The 17,053-nt window shown below is 53.6% G+C and carries 17 protein-coding genes; 12 read left to right on the forward strand and 5 right to left on the reverse strand.

Annotated features, from left to right (window positions below; all coding sequences use genetic code 11):
* Positions 1–23: 23 nt before the first annotated feature.
* Positions 24–956, forward strand: coding sequence for a phosphotransferase family protein (locus tag MKX76_RS02475; RefSeq protein WP_341032922.1), 933 nt, complete (start codon positions 24–26; stop codon positions 954–956).
* 99 nt (positions 957–1,055) lie between these two features.
* On the opposite strand, the gene MKX76_RS02480 is transcribed toward MKX76_RS02475, so the two are convergent.
* Positions 1,056–1,268 (reverse strand): hypothetical protein, encoded by a 213-nt coding sequence (locus MKX76_RS02480; protein WP_007127987.1) that lies wholly within the window; start codon positions 1,266–1,268, stop codon positions 1,056–1,058.
* A gap of 87 nt (positions 1,269–1,355) precedes the next feature.
* Complete coding sequence (gene clpP / locus MKX76_RS02485; protein ID WP_007127988.1) at positions 1,356–1,937, reverse strand: ATP-dependent Clp endopeptidase proteolytic subunit ClpP; 582 nt, start codon at positions 1,935–1,937, stop codon at positions 1,356–1,358.
* Positions 1,938–2,116: 179 nt separating this feature from the next.
* Here clpP and MKX76_RS02490 point away from each other — a divergent pair, with 179 nt between their 5' ends.
* The 8 genes from MKX76_RS02490 to MKX76_RS02525 all read left to right on the forward strand — a co-directional run bounded on the left by MKX76_RS02490 (position 2,117) and on the right by MKX76_RS02525 (position 9,321).
* Positions 2,117–2,854 carry an RNA polymerase sigma factor gene (locus MKX76_RS02490; RefSeq protein ID WP_341032923.1) on the forward strand — a complete coding sequence of 246 codons (738 nt, stop codon included), beginning with the start codon at positions 2,117–2,119 and terminating at the stop codon, positions 2,852–2,854.
* A gap of 199 nt (positions 2,855–3,053) precedes the next feature.
* Positions 3,054–3,536 (forward strand): 8-oxo-dGTP diphosphatase, encoded by a 483-nt coding sequence (locus MKX76_RS02495; protein ID WP_050953988.1) that lies wholly within the window; start codon positions 3,054–3,056, stop codon positions 3,534–3,536.
* 16 nt (positions 3,537–3,552) lie between these two features.
* On the forward strand, positions 3,553–4,227 hold the full coding sequence (locus MKX76_RS02500; RefSeq protein WP_341032924.1) for an HAD family hydrolase: 675 nt from the start codon (positions 3,553–3,555) through the stop codon (positions 4,225–4,227).
* An 18-nt stretch (positions 4,228–4,245) separates the two neighbouring features.
* Complete coding sequence (fosB, locus tag MKX76_RS02505; protein ID WP_210094727.1) at positions 4,246–4,668, forward strand: metallothiol transferase FosB; 423 nt, start codon at positions 4,246–4,248, stop codon at positions 4,666–4,668.
* 41 nt (positions 4,669–4,709) lie between these two features.
* Positions 4,710–5,585 carry an NAD-dependent epimerase/dehydratase family protein gene (locus MKX76_RS02510; protein ID WP_341032926.1) on the forward strand — a complete coding sequence of 292 codons (876 nt, stop codon included), beginning with the start codon at positions 4,710–4,712 and terminating at the stop codon, positions 5,583–5,585.
* Between the two features lie 132 nt (positions 5,586–5,717).
* On the forward strand, positions 5,718–7,865 hold the full coding sequence (locus MKX76_RS02515) for an Ig-like domain-containing protein (RefSeq protein ID WP_341032927.1): 2,148 nt from the start codon (positions 5,718–5,720) through the stop codon (positions 7,863–7,865).
* A gap of 122 nt (positions 7,866–7,987) precedes the next feature.
* Entirely contained in the window at positions 7,988–8,419 is a 432-nt protein-coding gene (locus MKX76_RS02520) for an HTH domain-containing protein (protein WP_007127449.1), read from the forward strand.
* Positions 8,420–8,454: 35 nt separating this feature from the next.
* Positions 8,455–9,321, forward strand: coding sequence for an IS3 family transposase (locus MKX76_RS02525; RefSeq protein ID WP_244152659.1), 867 nt, complete (start codon positions 8,455–8,457; stop codon positions 9,319–9,321).
* Positions 9,322–9,429: 108 nt separating this feature from the next.
* On the opposite strand, the gene MKX76_RS02530 is transcribed toward MKX76_RS02525, so the two are convergent.
* Genes MKX76_RS02530 through MKX76_RS02540 form a run of 3 tightly spaced genes read right to left on the reverse strand, consistent with a single transcriptional unit; the run spans position 9,430 to position 13,859 of the window.
* The gene (locus MKX76_RS02530) at positions 9,430–11,097 is read right to left on the reverse strand and encodes a class I SAM-dependent methyltransferase (protein ID WP_341032928.1); all 1,668 of its coding nucleotides are present in this window, start codon (positions 11,095–11,097) and stop codon (positions 9,430–9,432) included.
* Between the two features lie 25 nt (positions 11,098–11,122).
* On the reverse strand, positions 11,123–12,739 hold the full coding sequence (locus tag MKX76_RS02535; RefSeq protein ID WP_341032929.1) for a glycosyltransferase: 1,617 nt from the start codon (positions 12,737–12,739) through the stop codon (positions 11,123–11,125).
* 25 nt (positions 12,740–12,764) lie between these two features.
* Positions 12,765–13,859 (reverse strand): glycosyltransferase, encoded by a 1,095-nt coding sequence (locus MKX76_RS02540; protein WP_341032930.1) that lies wholly within the window; start codon positions 13,857–13,859, stop codon positions 12,765–12,767.
* Between the two features lie 214 nt (positions 13,860–14,073).
* On the opposite strand from MKX76_RS02540, the gene MKX76_RS02545 reads away from it, so the two are divergent.
* The 3 genes from MKX76_RS02545 to MKX76_RS02555 all read left to right on the forward strand — a co-directional run bounded on the left by MKX76_RS02545 (position 14,074) and on the right by MKX76_RS02555 (position 17,026).
* Entirely contained in the window at positions 14,074–14,664 is a 591-nt protein-coding gene (locus tag MKX76_RS02545; protein ID WP_341032931.1) for a hypothetical protein, read from the forward strand.
* Complete coding sequence (locus tag MKX76_RS02550; protein WP_341032932.1) at positions 14,661–14,966, forward strand: hypothetical protein; 306 nt, start codon at positions 14,661–14,663, stop codon at positions 14,964–14,966. The genes MKX76_RS02545 and MKX76_RS02550 overlap by 4 nt, the downstream gene beginning before the upstream one ends.
* A 62-nt stretch (positions 14,967–15,028) precedes the next feature.
* On the forward strand, positions 15,029–17,026 hold the full coding sequence (locus tag MKX76_RS02555; protein WP_341032933.1) for a hypothetical protein: 1,998 nt from the start codon (positions 15,029–15,031) through the stop codon (positions 17,024–17,026).
* Positions 17,027–17,053: the final 27 nt, after the last annotated feature.

A 17,053-nucleotide genomic window follows, 5' to 3' on the forward strand; every position in this document is an offset into this window, starting at 1 on the left:
TCGTACCACCTAGGGGAGTAGATATGAGAATGGAAGAGCAGCTGATTCGTCTAGTGACGGAATGGTCCGGCGAGATTCCTGTCTCTATAACGCCAATGTCGTTCGGGCATACCAATCAGGTGTTTGCCGCAGTCTTCGCTCACCGGGAGTTGATTATCCGGACGAATACGGAGCCGGAGGTACTGGCATATACGGGGAACAACTTGAGCATTCTCGCCAGGCTCGGCTTGCCGGTACCAGCTGTTCTTGCGGTCGATCTTACCAAGAAGCAGGTTCCGTGGGCTTACATGATCCTTGAGAAAATCCCCGGACAGGATTTGCGCGACGAGCTTGCTGCTATGAGCAGAGAGCAGATGCGCGTGTTAGCCGGACAGATCATCTCATTTCAACACCAAGCAGCCAAGCTCCCTGAAGGGAAAGGCTACGGATGGGTACCCATCGGTCGGCCGGGGCCGTATGCCTCTTGGTCCGAAATCATTGAGCGGGATTACGATCGTCATCTTCCTCATATCCTGGATGACATCGACCAGGAGCTTATTGGCAGGCTGGCTTCCATCAAGGAGCATTATGAGCCTTACTTTAAGAGAGTCCGGCCGATCTGTTTTCTGGATGATGTGACGATCAAGAATGTTATCGTACGGGATGGGGAACTGCAGGGGATCGTGGACTTCGACTGGGTCTGTTACGGAGATCCGCTGTATATGATCGGCCTCACCCAGACAGCCGTTGTTTCCGATATTGGTCCTGCTGGCATGCCTTATATCGAGGAGTTGTGCACCCAATGGGGCGCCGATGCGGACCAGCTGGCCGTCATCGATTTCTATTCAATGGTTCACGCACTGCAGTTTATCGGCTTTCACAAGAAGAACGGCAGCGATCCGGAGCGCAAGCGCCTTCGTTCCTTCCTGATCGATAAAATAGTCAATATGCCAATAAAACCGCATGAGCCCAAATAGGGTTCATGCGGTTCTCTGCATTCTCAAGCTAAGCTATACTAAAACCTAAAGGTAAACCAAACTGGACGAGAAGGCTTTGCCGCACTGCCCGAGGAAGGACTAGGAGGCGGTAAATCCGACCGGGGCTTTGTCTCTTTCCTTCGTATCGACCGCTACGTATCGGATCGCGGACAACGGAATGTACAGCATTTCATACTCATCCTTGTATTTAATGAATGTGTCCTCGATTTCCTCAAGCGTACCTCCGCTAACGCAGCCTCCGTCAATAAAATGAACGGCCGCCTGTTGTTTCAGCAAATGCTTCAGCATCATCGTGAGCTTCACTCCTTTAATTTATAGTGCCATGGACTCGTGAGCAATGGACCGGGGCATGTTGTTCACTGATCGAACCGTGTTTCATTACAGCTTGGTTACGATCTCATCAATGATCCCGTATTCCAGCGCTTCCTCTGCGGTCATGAAATAATCGCGGTCCATATCCCTCTCCACCCGTTCGGCTGGCTGCCCCGTACGCTCGGCCGTAATTTGAACCAGCTTCTCGCGGGTCTTCAGAATCCGTTTGGCGGTGATGGCAATATCGCTGGCCTGACCTTGGACGCCACCAAGCGGTTGATGGATCATAATCTCGCTGTTCGGAAGAGCCAGCCGTTTGCCTTTCGCACCGGCAAGCAGGAGAATCGCGCCGTAGGAAGCGGCAAATCCTGTGCAGATGGTGCTGACTTGTGGTTTGATGATCTGCATGGTATCGTAAATTCCAAAGCCTGCGGATACGGAACCTCCCGGACTGTTGATGTACATATGAATATCCCTGTCCGGATCCTCTGCCGCCAGGAACAGCAGCTGGGCGATAACACTGTTCGCCACGGCGTCATCAATCGCCGCTCCAACGAATATAATACGGTCCTTCAGCAGCCTGGAATAAATATCGTAAGACCGCTCGCCCCGACTCGTCTGCTCAACCACATATGGTATTACGCTCATGTCTTTTCCCTCCGTATTCATTCAAGTTTCGTGATTCAGCAAGTAAACGATCCAGCCTGCGAAAAAGGTACGAAAGAAGCAGAAAAAAACTTTCGATATCCGAGTAACGATATGCAGCTTTCGTTCGTTTACTTATAAGATAACCTGACGATAATCGTATACAAAGGAGTTGGCCGCCGATGACCATCTATCGACCGGGTGGCACAGAATCAGATACGGGTTACAGCCTCCCGGAGCTGAATGCAACGTTGCACCGGTACTGTCTGTCGCTTACAAGATCTGATTGGGATTCGGATGATCTCATGCAGGATACCTGGATTAAGGTGCTGGAAAATATGAAGGACCGAACCCATATGAACCCCGAGGCGCTGCTGCTGCGAATCGCGAAAAACACTTGGATTGACCGGGTGCGCAGGGAGGGCGTTTACCGCCGGATTTTGGAGGATAAGCTGGATCAGCTCCTCCCCACAGAATCCGATGCCCGGGAGGAAAATGCGCTCCATTTAGAAGTGACGTTTCAATTGTTGTTCAAGCATTTGTCGCCGCTGCAGCGGACGGTGCTGCTGCTTCGGGATGTCTATGAGTACAGCAGCGCGGAAACGGCTCAAATACTGGAGACGACGGAAGGCGCTGTGAAGGCTGCTCTTCATCGGGCGCACAAGGTTCTCCGTGACTTGGACCCCGAAGAAGAGCTGCTTCTGGACACGCCGGAGGATGAGGAGATGGCCGTAAACCTGCAAGCATTAGCGATTGCCTACCAAGCAGGCGATGTTGAGACTGCCGTCAGGCTCATCCAATGGAACAGCAGCGAAGTCAGCGCAATCGGCATTGCACCGCTGCAGGCTCAATCCCCAAGCGCCAATGCGCTGATGCAATACAGCTGGGGCTATCAGCCGCAAGCGCTGATGGCGGCATAAGTTTAGACTGCTTAACCTACCCATTATTCGATGAAAAACCAGAGCGAGCTCTGGTTTTTTTGCGTTCGATCATGAGAAAAATTTCATTAAATCAAACTTGTAATTTATTGGCGGGGACCCAGGCGTTATACTAGATAATAGCGAATCATCTAAGAGAAAAGGGAGGGTGCCTGTGCGTAATGAAGTGAGTCTCTACACCATGTGCATGGTACAGGACGGTACCAAGGTGCTGCTATTAAACAGGCCGGATTCGAAGGGATTCCCCGGGTATATCGCCCCTGGAGGCAAAGTTGATTTTCCGGAGAGCATCGTGAACGGAGCGATCCGCGAGGTGCGCGAAGAGACCGGACTTATAGTAAAGGACATTGTATACAAAGGGCTGGAGGAATCCTGCGAGCCGAACTCGGGGCATCGATACATGGTATTTAACTACTTGGCGACCTCCTTTGAAGGTGAACTGCTGGAGCAGCCTCCCGAAGGGGAACTTGTCTGGGTTGAGATCGAGGACGCGCTGAAGCTGCCGATGCAGGATTGGTTTAAGCGCAGATTCCCGCTGTTCTTTCAAGACGGAACGTTCGAGCTGAGCGAGATATGGGATGAGAAGAACGATAGAGTATTAGAAGAGACCGCTCGCTATTATCCAGCGAGACTTCCACAGGAGGCCGGTTATTCCGGATCATGACAAAGGGGTTGGATCGATGAGGGTGAGAGCGGCAATATTCGATTTATATGAAACCTTGATCACGGAATTTTCGGATGGCAAGCGGATATTCCGGAGGCAGCAGGATGATCCCGATCGGCTGGGTCTCTCCCAAGATGAGTTCAAGCGGGAATGGAGGGCCCGCCAGGAGCGGAGGATGAACGGGTCGTTCCCGACTTTTCATGCCGTGATCCGGGATATTCTGGAGCAGCGAAGCCTCTCCTATCCCCATGAACATGTGGAGCAGCTGTATCGGGCGCGAGTTGAAGAGAAGGGGCTTCCCTTTCAGTCCATTCGTTCGGATATTCTGGAAATGCTGGACCTGCTTAAGAAACGGGGCATCAAGCTGGGACTGATCAGCAATTGCACGGAGGAGGAGGTCATTCACTTTGGCAGAAGCCCCCTGGCATCCTGCTTTGATGAGGTTATTTTCTCCTATGAGGTCGGTATGGCCAAGCCGCAGAAGGAAATCTATCTGATGGCGTGCGAACGGTTAGGGGTGACGCCTGAGGAGTCCATATTTGTGGGAGACTGCGGATCGGATGAGCTGCGAGGTGCCCGGGATGCCGGTCTGCGGCCTTATCATGCCTATTGGTTCAATACATATCTAGAGAGCGGCTTCCGAAAATTGCATGCGCCTCTGGAAGTGCAGAACATCCTTGACCATCATTAGCGGACAGGAGGAATCGGGATGAACATCAGTCCGATTAATCATTTGTGCTTCTCGGTTTCAGATCTCGAGCGTTCGATCGATTTTTATCGGGAAGCATTTGGAGCAAGGCTATTGGTAAAAGGAAGGAAGCTCGCTTATTTTGATCTGAACGGTCTTTGGATCGCGCTGAATCAGGAAGAGACGGATCGTAGCCGAATTCACCGGACGTATACGCATATCGCCTTTACGATCGAGGATTGCGAATATGAATCGGCGCTGGCCAGGTTGGAAGCGCTTGGCGTTGAGATTGTTCCGGGACGCTCAAGAGATGAGCGGGATAAGAAGTCGATTTATTTTCTGGATCCCGATGGCCACATGTTCGAATTTCATACCGGTTCATTGCAGGATCGAATGGAATATTACCGGTCCGACAAATCCCATATGACCTTTTATGATGAATGAAGTGGTGAAATGGCTCAAGATCAGAAGGAGGAGGAGAGAAGATGAAGATATTCGTTGCCGGAGCAACAGGCGTCATTGGACGGCTGCTACTGCCGCAGCTCCTGCGTGCAGGGCATGAAGTAACCGGGATGACACAGAGCGGGGAACGCGGCTCCATAATCGAACAGTTGGGTGCTCGGGCGGTGGTTGCCGATGCTTTAGACCGGGAGCGCGTGATGGAGGCCGTGGCAACCGTGAAGCCTGACGCAATCATACACCAGCTTACATCGCTGAGCCAATGGAATCTTGAGGACAATGCGAGAATACGGAGGGACGGCACGCGCAATTTAGTGGATGCCGCCTTGGCCTCAGGGGTGCCGCTAATGATCGCTCAGAGCATATCCTGGGCCTATGAGCCGGGGGATTCCCCCGCGTTGGAATCGGTACCTCTTGATATCGGTGCCCCAGATCCGAGAGGGATGACCGTTGACGGCGTGAGCGCCTTGGAACAAGCGGTTTCCGAGATGCCGCGTCACGTCATCCTTCGCTACGGGATGCTGTATGGACCAGGTACCTGGTATGATCGCGGCGGAATCATGGCAAAGCGGATCTTGCATCAGGAAGTGCCCGCGACTGAAGCGATGACGTCGTTCCTTCATGTGGAAGACGCAGCGAATGCCGCAGTTCTCGCTCTTGATTGGCCGTCAGGCATCTATAACATCGTGGATGACGTGCCGGCCAAAGGTACGGATTGGCTTCCTGCCTATGCTGACGCGCTCGGAGCGCCAATGCCGGAGCTTCGGGAAGGGAAAGCTCCTTGGGAGCGGGGGGCATCTAACGCGAAGGCCCGCGGTCAGCTGGGCTGGGTTCCCCGTTACCCGACCTGGCGGGAGGGATTCAGGTTGAGCTTAGGTAGATCAAACGATATCGATGAATGAATAGGCAGAATCCATATCCTACTTTATGCCCAATTTACCCTCCGAAGGTAACGATGAACGCCCGGGCTGTCGATATAACAGATAGACCGGAAAAAAAGCCTTGCCCAGGCTAGGTACAAAGGAGAGAAATAAATGAGCTTACACAGAAAGACAACGAAGCTTGCTTTGGTCGTTGTGATGATGTTGGCGATGGTTTTTCCAACCAGCGTATTCGCCGCCTCCGGGGATGTAACATCCATTGAATTTGATACGAATGAAAGCACCATCCACCTGATCGTAAACGAGACTACGGAGCAGCTCCGGGTGCTGGCCAACATTGAAGGAACGACATCCAAACGCGACGTAACCAATGAAGCGACTTGGACCTCCTCCAATACGCGGATCGTCCGGGTAGACGGCGGACTTCTGACACCGCTGGAAAAGGGTTCGGCCCGAATCACGGCCAAATATAAAGGGGCCATCAAGACGATCGAAGTCAATGTCCAGTACGCCATTGATGAACTGAAGCTGGATCAGCCCGACAAAGCCGAGTACAAGCTCGGAACCGAAGGCTTGACGGTCAAAGCGTTGGCCGACGGGACAAACGATGTAACGACAGAAGCCAAATGGACCTCCTCCGACGAGAGCGTCGTGAAGGTGAATAAAGGCGAGCTGACGCTCGAAGGCCTTGGCACGGCGACCATTACGGCAGAGTACAAGGGACTCAAGGCATCATACAGCGTAAAGGTCATCGCTCCTTACCAGAAGCTTTCGATCGTACCAGGTGAAGATCAAGAGCTGTTGGTCGGGGATGCGCCGATTGAACTGAAGGTGTACGCGAAGCAATCCGAAACGGAGAGCGGACTCGGCACGGATGTCACCGATAAGGTCAAGCTGAAATCCTCCAACCCGGCTGTTGCGGACGTGGAGGACGGCAAGCTGAAGCCGGTGGCCTTGGGGAAAGCGACCATTAGCGTCAGCTATCTGGGCACTACCGCCAAGCTTGATGTGTATGTACGCAATCCATATGAAGCGTTGATTCTGGATCAGACTGATTTCGTAAAAAATCCGGTAATGTTTATGAACGAATCGGTGACAATCAAGACACTCGTTCGTAATGCGGCTACCTCTTCGATCGAAGTGAACGGAGAATGGACCTCCTCCAATCCGCTTGCCGTTACGGTAGACCAAGGCGTGCTTACTGCCCGCGCTGCGGGAACTTCCACCATTAAGGTCAGCTATCTTGGCATCAGCAAGGAATTCACCGTCAAGGTACATCCGACCGTGACGAAGTTCGAAGTGGAAGATAGCGATATCGAGCTGCTGAAGGATGAGTCCAAATCTTATCCTAAAGTTACGGGGCTTCTCCTGGATAACGAGAAGAAGGATTTCAGCGGAGAGGTTGTTTGGACTTCCAGTGACGAGAACGTTGTAACGGCAGAGAGCAGCAAGTTCAAGGCAGTCGATGCAGGAACCGCTACTTTGACCGGAAAGATCGGTTCGAAAGAGGTAGCCACGGTTCACGTTACGGTGAACGAGCGCGTCCTGGTTCTATTGCCTGAAATTGAAGAGTACCAGCTGGTCATCGGCAAAACAGAGACGCTGCCGAAAGTGAACGCCGTATTTGAAGACGGCGAGGAGAAGGATGTAACCTCCCTGGTCGAATGGTCGCTTACAGGTTCCTCTGCGGCTGCGGTCATCAAGGACGGTACGATTAAAGGCTTGACCAAGGGTTCAACCACGCTGAAAGGAACCTATCTTAACAAGGATGTCAAGATTCCGGTTGCCGTTGAGCAGGAAGTGGTCAAGATCGTTGTAGAGCCTGAAACGATTGAACTTAACATTAAGAAGTCCAAATCGATCAAGGCAACAGGCTATTTCAGCAACGGCAAGACCATCTCGCTTTCATCTAAAATGAACTGGACCTCTTCCGATACATCCATCGTGACGGCGTCCAGAACATCGGTTAAAGCGGTGGCCGAAGGAACGGCAACCATTACGGGGTCTTATCAAGGTAAAGAAGTTAAGGTGAAGGTCAATGTCGTGCCGAAGCTGAAGAAATTGACCGCCAGCGACAAGCGGCTGGACCTGAAGCCGGGAGATATCAAGACGGTTACGGTAACCGCCGAGTATGATACGGGTGCGACGGCTAATGTTGCCGATAAGGTCGTATGGACGACAAGCAACGCCAGCGTTGCCAAAGTGACAAACGGACGAATCGAGGCGATTGCCAAAGGAACTGCCCGAATTAAAGGCAAATTCGATTCGAAGACCGTCAGCATTACCGTTTATGTAAAATAAGAGAAAAACAGCAGCCCGCCTCGAACTGAACTGTGACCCATAAGATGGACACTTTGAAAAAAGTGACTTCTTGTGGGTCATTTGTGTTTTAATCAAGGTATGTGACGAGGAGTGATACGAGAATGGGGAAGTTGAAACGGGTGCTCTTTACCGAGGAGCAAATGAGGAAGCTGGAGGAGAATCCAAACGTACACCATGTGACCGAGGCGGCCATTACATACACACCTGCATTCAAGCTGGAGGCGCTGAAAGCCTACAAGCAGGGGCAGACACCTTCAGAAATCTTTATTCGTGCCGGCTTCGACCTGGACGTTATTGGTCATAAGAAGCCCAAGGACAGCTTAAAACGGTGGCGTGAAACCTTCGAACTGTACGGTGAGGAAGGTTTGGCTACAGAGCGGCGCGGTAAGGGCAGTACAGGGCGCAAGCCAACTGGTCAGTTGTCAGCCGAAGAAGAATTGAAACGGGCTAAGGCCCAGATCAAACTGCTTGAAGCTCAAGTGGACATGCTAAAAAAGCTCGAAGCGCTCGATCGGCAGAAGAAGAAACGCTGACGCCCTCCGAGCGCTATGAGATCATAAATCGCACCATTCGGGCATATGGCCTGAAACGAATGACACGCTATCTATGCGAGCTCGTGGAAGTAAGTCCAAGCGGCTATTACAGGTGGCTGGGGACGGAAGAAGATCGTCAACTTCGTGCTGCCGCCGACGAGCAGGACATCCTTCTCATCAAGCAGCACTTTGACGCGCTCCGCGGCAAAGCAGGTGCGCTTGTGATTAAGATGCGGCTGGAACAGATAAGCGGCGTTGTCATGAACCACAAGAAGATTCGCCGGCTTATGAAAAAGGCAGGCTTGGTAGCCGTAATCCGTCAGGCGAACCCCTACCGCAAGATGGCTAAGGCAACTCAAGAGCACAAGACGTGTCCGAACCTGCTGGAGCGAAAGTTTGACCAAGGCGAACCTGAGAAAGTGTTTCTCACTGACATCACTTATTTGCGCTATGGAAGCGGACACTGGGCATACCTTTCCTGCGTGAAGGACGGGGCGACCAGGCAGATCCTTGCCGACAGCGTGGCAGCAACACTCGAGCTTCCAATTGTCGAGCGGACGCTACAGCGTCTTTTAGAGCGATTAGATGGAAACATTCATCCAGAAGCGATTCTGCACTCCGACCAAGGGATGCACTACACGCATCCTAAAACCCGTCTTCTCATTGCTAAGGCAGGATTTAAGCAGTCGATGTCGCGCAAAGGCAATTGCTGGGACAACGCCCCGATGGAATCATTCTTCGGTCACTTGAAAGACGACGTTGATTTTAGCGATTGCCAAACTATTGATGAAGTGAGGGTGCGAGTGAAGGAGTACATAAGCTACTACAACTCAGAACGATACCAGTGGACATTAAAAAAGATGACCCCCGATGAATTCAGAGGTCATCTGCTTGCTAGCTAAGCTCTAGGCGGTTTATTTCAAACTGTCCACAAATCGGGTCACAGTTCAAACCATGAGGCGGGCTGCTGTTTGTTCCGGCCTGATGTTTGTCATGTCGATACCGTGGTCCTAAAGCGCCGGACGGCTCACTGCGCAAGAGCTGCGTGCCGTAATCTGCTCCTCAGGGGCGAAGGCACCGCCGTCTTCGACGCTGCCGATGCTGACTAGGAGGTAGCCGGGGATGCGAGCTTTTTCCTCATTTGAAAGCCCTTGGTACCACTGCTCCAGCCAGTGCTTCACCATCTGGGCACCCTGGATGAAATCAAGGAAGGGAAGGCTCTCGAGGAACCCGATGCTTTCCTCTTGGATCATCGCAATTCCGCTGGCGGCAAACTCCTCCTTAAGGGAGGATACCGGAAATTCGTCCCCGTACATCCAGGTTCCGAGCTGCTCGGCAGCTTCTTTGCCTGCTCGGTATGGCAAGCATTCGGCATAAGGGGTGAGCACGAGAATCGTGCCTCCCGGCGCAGTGACCCGCTTCATTTCCTTCAGCATCCTGATGCGATCCTCCATCTGAAAATGCTCAAGCACACCGGCATTCCAAACAAGATTGAAATGTTGATCTGGAAGCTGCAGGTTGCGGATATCCGATACGACGAAGGTGCCGGGAATGTGATCTTTTAAGAATGCGTTCCGACTTTGATAGATCGCTTGCTCGGAATAATCCGCCAACGTGACCTCGGCTCCTTCGGATGCAAGGCGCAGCGAGATTTTCCCGGTGCCTGAGCCTGCTTCGAGAATACGCTTGTTCCGGATTTCTCCGATAACCCCGAGAATCTTATCGTAAATCGTTTGGCTGAGCGAATCCCAATGATACGACACTTCCTGTGTCCACAGCTGATCCCAAACCCGCTTCTGCCTGTCGATCTCTGGCATCGATTCTGCCTCCTCTTCATGAACCGGCGTATATTTAACGAACAGACGCCGAAACTCCTCCGATCCGCCATGAATATCCGCCAAATGCTTCCATCCGTAGGCGCCGTACTGATGAACCAGTCCTTCTTCATTTTTAGAAAAATCGGTTTCCCTTCCGGATAGTGACATCCGCTGGGCCATCGTGGCGTGGTAGACCCATGACTCCAGACAGCATTTCGGCCTCCAACCGGTTCGGGTTCCCATGTAATAGAGCATGCCAAGAAGCAGAGAATCATCCTCGTATCCTTGCTTGCCGGGCAGAAAGCGGGGGTCATAGCCGCCAATCTCCCGTAATGTCGCCGCATGATGCACAACCGGGTGCACGAAGCCTTCCATCACATCGCCTCGCGAAAGCTGCTGCAGGGTTTCGATCAGCTTCCCGTTAGTTTCCGGCAGTTGAATGAATGTTCGAAGAGGCTGAAGCTCACCGCTCGACGTAACGATGCCGGGCGAAACCATCGGCTCGCCGGTACGGACAAGGTAGCGGATCAACGGCTCGCACCAGCCGGGAGGGAACAACATATCGATATGAATTTCGGATATATAACCGACATCCGGATATTCCTGCCAAATAAACTCGAAGCAGGATTGTCTTGCCCGGACGATGCCGGCGTTCGAGCCGTCGCCCAGGATTACGGGTGCATGGCCAAGGCGCTGCATCCATCGCCGAAGCTCCTCGTTGGAGAGGCAGCCTTGGTTATAGACAACGATGCCTTCATCGACGGAAATGCGCAGGCTGCGTAAAGCGAGCTCTGCCATCTCCAAATCTTCCTCGCGCGAGTCGGTGCGAACGAAAAACGGCAGTGTATGAATCAGTTTCATATCTCATCGCTTCCTTCTATGGTATCTATGATTCGGACCATTCAATAAGCGTTGGCGCTTCATCCAGAATGGATTCGTATTGGGCCCTCCACCCATAGCGCGCCTCCGGATCGAGACTCTGGTAGCGGCGGAGCTTGTTCAGCCTGTCCTCCGGCTTCGCCCATCCGTAATGCTGAAGGCGGACAGAGGACAGCTGATGCGGCAGGTCCAGAATGTTAGCCGGATAGCGGCCGCAATGCTGCGCGGTTTCCTTCCATTCATAGTGAAAATCCGGCCGGTAACGCACCAGGAACGGCCGGTAATAATGATGGGATCGCCAGCATTCGTCTTCCCGGTAATGGCTGTTGCTCCACATATCATAAAGCCGGAAGCAGAACACATCATAGACGGATTGACGTAACATCTTCGGCAGTTCTTTGGCAAAGCACGGCTCAAACCATTCGTCGGCATCCAGATTCAAAATCCATTCGGGCTGCACCTCCGTCAATGCCTGCCACTGCCGTTTCCGAAGTTCAATCTCGTTATGAAACATGGAGTGCTCATTCACGATCAGACGGAGCGGAATCCCTTTGAGAACCTCAAGACATACTTCAACGGTAATGTCCGTGCTGCCGTCATCAATAATAACCGCTTGATGAATGTACTCGCGGTGCCGCATCAGTGCTTGCCGCAGGTAGCGTTCTCCTTCATTTTTCAGGACCATAGTCAGCGTTAAGGACGGTTGATCCCGGCCGCGGCTAACCAGTACGGGGGAGAAAAGACGGGACCCGGGCAGGCTGGGATCCGACTGAGGAGGCTGAGGAGGGACCTCCTTGTTCAGGTCAGGATCAGCTCCGGTATGCTGCATATAGGCCGCCGCATCGGGAAGATCGCTGTCCCGGTAGACATGAAATGCGGGATAATGCGTATCCACGTACAACGTAAAGCCGAGTGCGGCAGCGCGAATACTGAAGTGCCGGTCCTCTCCCCAGAACGACAAATTATAAATCGGAGCATAATGGACACCGCAGAGAAGGGCCTTCCGGCTGATCAAGGTACAGGCTCCGAGCCCGCCGACTTCATAGATTCCCGGCTCCGTCAGCTGCTGAATGAATGCTTGGTAGCGCTCCTCCTTCTGGGCTTCGTTCAGGACTTCTCCCCGATGCTGAACCCACTGCGTGTACTCGTCCTTGAGCCATACTTGGGGCTGCGGCCTGGCTTCAGGCTGCCACCTCGTCCAGAAAATTTCGGACAGAATATCCTTGTCCGATGCAATTAGATGCTGCAGGGTGGCGGGATGCAGCAGCAAATCGGAATCGAGCAGAAATAGATAATCGAACCGCAGGTCAAGCGCGTATTGAATGATTTTATTTTTGTAGTCCGCGACCTTCCAGATTAACGAATCATTCCAATAATGCGTCGTTTCGTTACGCAGGTACTCGTCCCGGCGGTGGGCAGCTTGAATGATCACGCGCGGGCTTTGCAGTATAAATTCACTTAATTTCAAGCTGGAATCACGATCTGTATTGTCGTCAATGAAATAGTAGCTAATCTCAAGTCGTTCCCGATCAAGCCGGAGCAGCGAATCCAGGAAAAACTTTAAAATTTCCGGCTGCTGCCGGACAGGACTGCCGATCAGAACGCGGATTCGTTTCGTAGTCAATAGCAAGCGCCGCCTTTCTCCTGGCTTATAGGTCGTTTTCGTTTGGGTGCAGCCTGTTGCGGAAATACTCCCGGTTTGCCAGCATCGTGGCATCCTCTGGCCGATAGGACAATGCCTTCTCGTTATGTTCATTGGCCAGCTCGTACTTTCCGATCCGGTCATAGCAGACCGCGAGCTGGAGGTGGGGAAGCCAAGTATGAAAGGAGGCGTTTTGAAACCCCATATGGTCAGCGGGCAACTCAAGCCCGGTTGCAAGTGTATACCAGAAGACCGCGGTGGTGTAATCCCCTTTTTCCAAGAAGCGGTATCCGATGCGGCAGCAAAACTCCGGACGAGGCGCCGCATACTGCAGCGATCTCACCGACGCTTCGAACGATGCCTGAGCGTCGCCGAGCTCATGGTGGCAATCTGCCAGCCTGCTGCAGGCTGCCAAAACGTCCTCGATCCAGCCTGATTGGGTCTCTAGAAATTTTTCGTAATATTCAATCGCCTTCCGGAAGTTGCGGTGATCTTTCCATTCATTTGCATAATAGAACAAATCACGCGGTGTGAACGCCTCGCCGGATGCCTCGAGCCTCTTATAGATCCGCAAGTTTCTGCCGGAGTCCGTGTCGATTTCCGAGCTGGCATGGGTAATCGCCACGTCACTGTGAATGATGTTTCCGTACACCTCCAAATACTCATGGACCGCACCGATCCAGCGGTAATCCCGGCTCCGCTTAACCAGACGGTTGCGCCGCAAGCTGAAGGTAACGTTGCCATATTCATCGGTACGCAGGTGATAAAGCATGGTCACAGAATCGGTGCTCGGATCCAGCGTGTCCTTCAAATGGCGGAGCTTTTGTTGATCATTCTCGAGCAGCACGTCGTCTGCATCCAGCCAGAGAATATAGTCTTTGGAGGCCAGACTGAAGGCATAATTCCGGGCGGCTGCAAAGTCGTCGATCCATTCAAAATCGTAGACCCGGTTCGTGAACGAGCGGGCAATGTTTTTGGTGCCATCCATTGAGCCTGTATCCACAATGAGGATTTCGTCCACGATATGCGATACACACGACAGACAGCGGTGAAGGACCTGCTCTTCGTCTTTGACAATCATGCACAGACTGATACTGACCAATCGCCATTCCCTCGCTTCCAACCTTCTTTAAATATTAAAGATATATTCATCTCCGCCAGTGATCTGAACCTGAAGAGATGTGGAACCATGCGATTTCGGGGCAATATCCGCGAATATCGGCGCCTGGCAGCCAATAGGCTAATAATAGATGGGAATGACTCGTCGTTAATCCACCCGTGCGATGCTGACTTCATTCCTCGAAGGGGGTCATATCTTGAGCATGCCGCTTATTCCCGAAGAGAAATTCAGACCGACCAGAGAGCAGGTCATTATCGACTTATTGAAATCCATCGCCATGGAGGAAAATGCGATCGCGCATTTGATGCATGCGGAGGCGGATAAAATAAAAGCCGTTCTTGGGCAGTCCGGCAAGCGGGTCGATATGTCCCGTGCCGACCTCATCAAGCTTGGCAATCAGGCAGCGAAGCTGATGGATGTCATTGTCATGAAGGAGTGGCTGCTTCTCCGCAAGCTAGAGAACGTCATGGAGCTGGGTGGTCAATGGGATGAAGATGATGAGGATGAGGAGCAGCCGATGAAGCATTCAGCGGGCAATGATGCCGAGCTTTTCGTGGTCAAGGAGCTGGTGTCATCGATTGAGGCTGCGGAGGCAGCATTTCGTGAGTATGTTTCGTGCATACAAGCCCTTCGAGCAGGACGGACCAGGAGTCATGAATCGACCAGCCTCAAAGGAAGCGCGGATGGGCATGTCCTCTCCATATACCAATATATTGTTGAAGCTAAAATAGACCTGTGCTGTGCTCTGACGGGCAATACGAAGGGTGACAAAGGGGGATTGGAATGAGCTGGATGGAGCTTTCGTCCGGCATGGACATTTCTGCGGATATCCGACAAAGCGTACTGCGGCTGCTTGCCTCCATCGCTATAGAAGAAATAGCCCTTGCCCATATCATCAACGCGGAGGCTGAGAAGCTGCAGTACATTGCCGGTACACTGCATCCGGGCTCCAATCCCCCGGGAGACCTATCCTTTCCAGATTACATGGCGGTGCAGGCTTCTGCCAGAAGTCTAATGGAGGAAGTGACGATGCGGGAAATGATGCTGCAGATGAAATTCAATCAGATTGCGGCCTTGTTGAAGGATTAAAGTTAGCGGGATCTTCGATTGTAGGCATTGCTTGCGCGTAATGGAGTGACGGGAGGTGCCGTATGCGGGATGACAGTTCATCGAAAGTCAATCCCAGTGCTGTGCCGGATCGGGAGAAAGCCATTAATCAGCTGCTGACTTCCATCGCAATGGAGGAACTGGGGTTAAGTCACATCATTCATGCAGAAGGGGAGAAACTGCAGTTTGTGCTGGGCACGATCCCTGGAGTTACAGGGCCTCCCTCATCGATTACGGATGTGCTGAAGGTTAATGAGAGCATCCGGCAGACCATTCAGGAGCTGACCAAGAAGCAGTTAGCGCTGCACAATAAATTAAGTCAGGTGCTGTCGCTGGTTCGTGGCGATCATGCACCATGCGGCTCTTGCAATCCAATGGATCCGAAGGGAGTGACCGGAGCGACAGGCGCAACTGGTTCAACTGGCGTAACCGGAGCTACGGGTGTCACAGGAGCCACAGGTGAGACGGGGCCAACCGGTGCCACAGGCCCGACCGGTGCAACAGGTGTTAGGGGTCCAACAGGTCAAACGGGTGCAACGGGGCCAACTGGCCCAACGGGAGAGACTGGTGCAACTGGCGCCACGGGAGCGACAGGCGAGACTGGAGCAACAGGCGCCACAGGGGCGACCGGTGAGACGGGGCCAACGGGCCCAACCGGGGCGGTAGGAGCAGCCGGAGTGACGGGAGCTACAGGAGCCACGGGAGCGACAGGCGAGACTGGTGCAACAGGCGCTACGGGGGCGATAGGCGAGACGGGACCAACGGGCCCGACCGGGGCAGTAGGTGCAGCCGGAGTGACGGGAGCAACTGGAGCAACAGGCGCTACGGGAGTGACAGGCGAGACTTGTGCAACAGGCGCCACGGGGGGGATAGGTGAGACGGGACCAACGGGCCCGACTGGGGCGGTAGGAGCAGCCGGAGTGACGGGAGCTACAGGAGCCACGGGGGCAACAGGTGAGACTGGTGCAACAGGCGCCACAGGGGTGACAGGTGAGACGGGGCCAACGGGTCCGACCGGGGCATTAGGTGCAGCCGGAGTGACGGGAGCGACGGGGGCAACAGGAGAGACTGGAGCAACAGGCGCCACGGGAGTGACGGGCGTGACGGGGCCAACGGGTCCGACTGGGGCGGTAGGAGCAACTGGAGCAACAGGCGCCACAGGGGTGACAGGCGAGACGGGGCCAACGGGTCCGACCGGAGCGACAGGCGAAACCGGAGCAACTGGAGCGACGGGGGCAACAGGCGAGACTGGAGCAACAGGCGCCACGGGGGTGACAGGTGAGACGGGGCCAACGGGCCCGACCGGGGCAGTAGGTGCAGCCGGAGTAACTGGAGCCACCGGAGCAACAGGCGCAACGGGAGCGACAGGCGAGACTGGAGCAACAGGCGCCACGGGGGCGACCGGTGTGACGGGGCCAACGGGTCCGACCGGAGCGGTAGGAGCAGCCGGAGTGACCGGAGCAACAGGAGTGACCGGAGCAACAGGAGCGACCGGAGTAACCGGTGCCACCGGTGCAACAGGGGCAACCGGTGCCACGGGGCTTACGGGCCCTAGTCTCGCAGAGACTGGTTTTTCGGCATTTTTGCCGTCACTTAGTTTAACGACATCCTCACAGCTAACAAACTGGACAGTGACATCACCCTACTATACGGATGCAGCCTTCAATCCAGTGACGGGGAATTTCACCGTTCCGGTAACGGGCAGATATGCGATCAAGGCGACCATAAACTATTCGACAACCACAGCCCTCACGGTTTCCCTTGGCGCTGGCGTGAATCCGGCCTTTGTGGCTCGGCGGACTTCACCGGTAACAACGAACCTGATTAGCGGCCTGTTTCCCGTCTTGAATGTCAACGTCGCCCTTGTGCTGACACTTCGGGCCGTACTCGGCAGCGGGGATGTTGCGTTAGCCGGGGACGTACAATTGAATGCCGGTGACGTGGTAGGACTGTTTTACGATGCTAACGGCCTTAACATTTCGTTGAACCTGGGCGGGGCGAACTCTGCAGGCATAGTGTGGTCGATGTTCCGGCTCACCTAAGTTAACGGCTTGTTCAGGGCAGCATGT

Origin of the sequence: Paenibacillus sp. FSL R5-0810 (assembly GCF_038002285.1) — a bacterium.
GTDB lineage: Bacteria > Bacillota > Bacilli > Paenibacillales > Paenibacillaceae > Paenibacillus_AQ > Paenibacillus_AQ lactis.

What these genes read in the sequence shown, in the direction of transcription:
- MKX76_RS02475 (WP_341032922.1), top strand. Translation starts at nt 24, where the DNA reads ATGAGAATGGAAGAGCAGCTGATTCGTCTAGTGACGGAATGGTCCGGC.
- MKX76_RS02480 (WP_007127987.1), bottom strand. Translation starts at nt 1,268, where the DNA reads ATGATGCTGAAGCATTTGCTGAAACAACAGGCGGCCGTTCATTTTATT.
- clpP (WP_007127988.1), bottom strand. Translation starts at nt 1,937, where the DNA reads ATGAGCGTAATACCATATGTGGTTGAGCAGACGAGTCGGGGCGAGCGG.
- MKX76_RS02490 (WP_341032923.1), top strand. Translation starts at nt 2,117, where the DNA reads ATGACCATCTATCGACCGGGTGGCACAGAATCAGATACGGGTTACAGC.
- MKX76_RS02495 (WP_050953988.1), top strand. Translation starts at nt 3,054, where the DNA reads ATGTGCATGGTACAGGACGGTACCAAGGTGCTGCTATTAAACAGGCCG.
- MKX76_RS02500 (WP_341032924.1), top strand. Translation starts at nt 3,553, where the DNA reads ATGAGGGTGAGAGCGGCAATATTCGATTTATATGAAACCTTGATCACG.
- fosB (WP_210094727.1), top strand. Translation starts at nt 4,246, where the DNA reads ATGAACATCAGTCCGATTAATCATTTGTGCTTCTCGGTTTCAGATCTC.
- MKX76_RS02510 (WP_341032926.1), top strand. Translation starts at nt 4,710, where the DNA reads ATGAAGATATTCGTTGCCGGAGCAACAGGCGTCATTGGACGGCTGCTA.
- MKX76_RS02515 (WP_341032927.1), top strand. Translation starts at nt 5,718, where the DNA reads ATGAGCTTACACAGAAAGACAACGAAGCTTGCTTTGGTCGTTGTGATG.
- MKX76_RS02520 (WP_007127449.1), top strand. Translation starts at nt 7,988, where the DNA reads ATGGGGAAGTTGAAACGGGTGCTCTTTACCGAGGAGCAAATGAGGAAG.
- MKX76_RS02530 (WP_341032928.1), bottom strand. Translation starts at nt 11,097, where the DNA reads ATGAAACTGATTCATACACTGCCGTTTTTCGTTCGCACCGACTCGCGC.
- MKX76_RS02550 (WP_341032932.1), top strand. Translation starts at nt 14,661, where the DNA reads ATGAGCTGGATGGAGCTTTCGTCCGGCATGGACATTTCTGCGGATATC.
- MKX76_RS02555 (WP_341032933.1), top strand. Translation starts at nt 15,029, where the DNA reads ATGCGGGATGACAGTTCATCGAAAGTCAATCCCAGTGCTGTGCCGGAT.